Source organism: Halomonas sp. ATBC28, from assembly GCF_005937175.1.
In the GTDB taxonomy this organism is placed as follows: Bacteria; Pseudomonadota; Gammaproteobacteria; order Pseudomonadales; family Halomonadaceae; genus Vreelandella; species Vreelandella titanicae.
Genome location: NZ_VCQL01000048.1, coordinates 1 through 3,372, shown reverse-complemented (window position 1 = coordinate 3,372; position 3,372 = coordinate 1). Strand labels below are relative to the sequence as shown.

The 3,372-nt window shown below is 56.0% G+C and carries 4 protein-coding genes; 3 read left to right on the top strand and 1 reads right to left on the bottom strand.

The features are described 5' to 3' along the window. Positions 1–87: 87 nt before the first annotated feature. Positions 88–495, bottom strand: coding sequence for a Cd(II)/Pb(II)-responsive transcriptional regulator (gene cadR / locus E0L35_RS25130; RefSeq protein ID WP_004364961.1), 408 nt, complete (start codon positions 493–495; stop codon positions 88–90). Positions 496–590: 95 nt separating this feature from the next. Between cadR and E0L35_RS25125 the strand changes: the two genes are divergently transcribed. The 3 genes from E0L35_RS25125 to E0L35_RS25115 are packed head-to-tail and all read left to right on the top strand — an operon-like array spanning position 591 to position 3,314. Beyond that, the gene (locus E0L35_RS25125) at positions 591–1,487 is read left to right on the top strand and encodes a cation transporter (RefSeq protein ID WP_004574643.1); all 897 of its coding nucleotides are present in this window, start codon (positions 591–593) and stop codon (positions 1,485–1,487) included. A 3-nt stretch (positions 1,488–1,490) separates the two neighbouring features. Next, positions 1,491–2,003, top strand: coding sequence for a signal peptidase II (gene lspA, locus E0L35_RS25120; protein ID WP_004863699.1), 513 nt, complete (start codon positions 1,491–1,493; stop codon positions 2,001–2,003). A 21-nt stretch (positions 2,004–2,024) separates the two neighbouring features. Next, entirely contained in the window at positions 2,025–3,314 is a 1,290-nt protein-coding gene (locus tag E0L35_RS25115; protein ID WP_004574636.1) for an ISL3-like element ISPpu12 family transposase, read from the top strand. Positions 3,315–3,372: the final 58 nt, after the last annotated feature.

Here is a 3,372-nt window from a genome sequence, read left to right as displayed (position 1 = left end):
GGGTAAGCGGATTAAATGGTTGATCTTACCTTTGCATGAGAGTGAGACAGACCGGCATCTCATCGGATTATCTGGTTGATGCTTCACCTACTGCTGGTGCATGTTTCCTTCGCTAATTCCAGCAAGAACCCCACACGCCTCAACTTCCCGGTCATCGTTGCAACTCGCTCTCAGTGAAACGAGTTGTTTCTCAAGCGCTTGCAGAGCGGTTATCTGCGACCGCACATGAGAGATGTGATCATCGAGCAAGGCGTTGACGGCGGTACAAGGCTGATGAGGGTCGTCCTGATAGCTCTGTAGTTCGTGAATCTCAGCCAGTGACAGGCCCAGGATTCTGCAGCGACGGATGAAGGCCAGCCCCTCACCATGCTTCTCGGTATAGACACGGTAACCGTTGTCCTGCCGATCAGGCGGCGGCAACAAGCCCTGCTGTTCATAGAAGCGGATCGTCTGTGTTTCGACCCCTACCAACTGCGCCAACTGACCAATGCGCATCAGCCTCCTCCCCAACGGATTCTTTACTCTATTGACCTTATAGTAGCTTTATAGTTTTAAATGGTACCACAACATTGTTCAAGTGGAGTCGTATCATGAGCAAATCCTGTGGTGGCGCCTGTGGCGGTGATGCAACGTCCGCAGCGGATACCGATATACAGGCCTCCTCCGAGGCGCCAGGGAGATGGGTCAGTGTTTATGCCGTGCCGAAGATGGACTGTCCATCAGAAGAACGAATGATTCGCCTAGCCCTGAACGGCTTTGAGGAGATTCGGGCGCTGTCCTTCGACTTGTCGAACCGCCGGCTGAAGGTCGTGCATGACGGCGAGGTCGAGCCCGTCACCTCGAAACTGAAGACCTTGGGGCTAGGCGCCTCGCTTCAGGAAACCGTCGCTGCAAATCCGGAGACCATCAAGGCCGCCGAGTTTTCGGCAGCTTCTGCTAAGCAAGAATCCGGGACCCTGCGCTGGTTGCTCGGCATCAATGCACTTCTGTTCGTGGTGGAAATGACTGCCGGTCTGATCGCCCAGTCCACCGGCCTGATTGGAGAATCCCTGGACAATTTTGCCGATGCGGCGGTGTACGGGCTTGCCCTTTATGCGGTTGGACATAGCGTGAAAATGCAGGTACGTGCCGCGCATCTTGCTGGTGTACTGCAACTGATCTTGGCTGTGGGCGTGCTCGTAGAGGTGGTGAGACGCTTTGTATTCGGTAGTGAGCCTGAATCGCTGGTGATGATGGCTATCGCATTCGTCGCATTGATTGCCAATACCAGTTGTCTGCTGCTCATATCCAAACATCGGGAAGGCGGGGCGCACATGAAGGCAAGCTGGATATTCTCGGCCAACGACGTGGTGATCAACCTGGGGGTCATCACCGCCGGCGCCCTGGTCGCGTGGACCGGTTCCAATTATCCGGATCTGATTATCGGCACCATCGCGGGGGGCATTGTACTTAACGGTGCCAGACGCATTTTGGCGTTGAAGGGTTAAATAATGCTCATTATTGGCAAAAAGCTCTCGCCGTATGCCCTATTGTCCATATCGGGCCTGCTGGCAGCGTCTGATCAGGCTGTAAAGTGGCTGGTGCAGCAATCAATGGCCTATGGCGAGTATGTTTCGGTGACCCCGTTCTTTAACTGGGTGCACCTATGGAACACCGGTGCCGCATTCAGTCTTTTTGCGAATGGTGGAGGCTGGCAGCGCTACTTTTTTATCGGAATCGCGGTAGTGGTCTCGATTTTTCTGATCAAGCTGATCCTTGAAAATCGTCATAAAGGAGAAGCCATCGCTTACAGTCTTATCCTCGGTGGCGCCATGGGCAACCTGATTGACCGGGTCTTTCGCGGCTATGTTGTGGATTCCTTTGATTTCTATTGGCGAGACTGGCATTGGCCGGCCTTCAACCTGGCTGATATTGCAATTGTCCTCGGTGCCTTACTTTTCGTTTCCAGCAGCTTGTTGGGTAAAAAAGCAAACACCAATGCCGAGCCGGATGGATCTGACTGACACCTACGCCTATACAACACCATGACCGAACTTCCCGACAACATCCTTCACCTGCCGCAATACCAAGTACTGGGCTGCAAATCAACCGACGACGAAATGCACTTCCAGGTGGACGTGCCCGATCCCATCGCCTGCGAGGAATGCGGCGTGCAGGGTGAGTTCGTACGGTTCGGCAAGCGTGACGTTCCCTATCGTGATCTGCCCATCCACGGCAAGCGGGTCACTCTCTGGGTGGTCCGCCGCCGATACACCTGCCGGGCCTGCAAGACAACATTCAGGCCCCAGCTACCGGAGATGGTGGACGGATTCCGTATGACACTGCGGCTGCATGAGTACGTGGAGAAGGAATCCTTCAACCACCCCTACACCTTTGTGGCGGCACAGACCGGCCTGGACGAGAAGACGGTGCGCGACATCTTCAACGCCCGCGCCGAGTTCCTGGGGCGCTGGCACCGCTTCGAGACGCCCCGCATCCTGGGCATTGACGAGCTATACCTGAACAAGCGCTACCGCTGCATTCTGACCAACATTGAGGAGCGAACCCTGCTCGACCTGCTGGCCACCCGCCGCCAGGACGTGGTGACCAACTACCTGATGAAGCTGAAAGACCGGCAGAAGGTCGAGATCGTCAGCATGGACATGTGGAACCCCTACCGGGCAGCGGTCAAGGCTGTGCTGCCCCAAGCCCGTATCGTGGTCGATAAGTTCCATGTGGTGCGCATGGCCAACGATGCCCTAGAGAGAGTGCGCAAGGGCCTCAGAAAGGAGCTGAAACCGTCCCAGAGCCGGACTCTCAAGGGAGACCGGAAAATCCTGCTGAAACGCGCTCACGAAGTCTCAGACCGGGAGCGCCTCATCATGGAGACCTGGACAGGCGCGTTCCCGCAACTGCTGGCCGCCTACGAGCACAAGGAGCGCTTCTACGGCATCTGGGACGCCACCACACGGCTCCAGGCAGAAGCCGCCCTGGACGAGTGGATAGCCACCATCCCGAAGGGCCAAAAGGAAGTCTGGAGCGATCTGGTCAGGGCAGTGGGAAACTGGCGCGAAGAGACCATGACCTACTTCGAGACGGACATGCCCGTCACCAACGCTTACACGGAGTCCATCAACCGACTGGCCAAGGACAAGAACCGTGAAGGGCGCGGTTACTCCTTCGAGGTGATGCGGGCACGAATGCTCTACACCACGAAGCACAAGAAGAAGGCACCGACTGCGAAGGTCTCTCCTTTCTACAAGAAAACCATCGGTTACGGACTGCCGGACTTCGCAGAGGAACTCAACTACGGAGTCGATCTATCAACCATCTGAGGGTGGTATCAGATTGATGGGGTGAAGGTGCCCCATCAACCATTAAATCCGTATACCC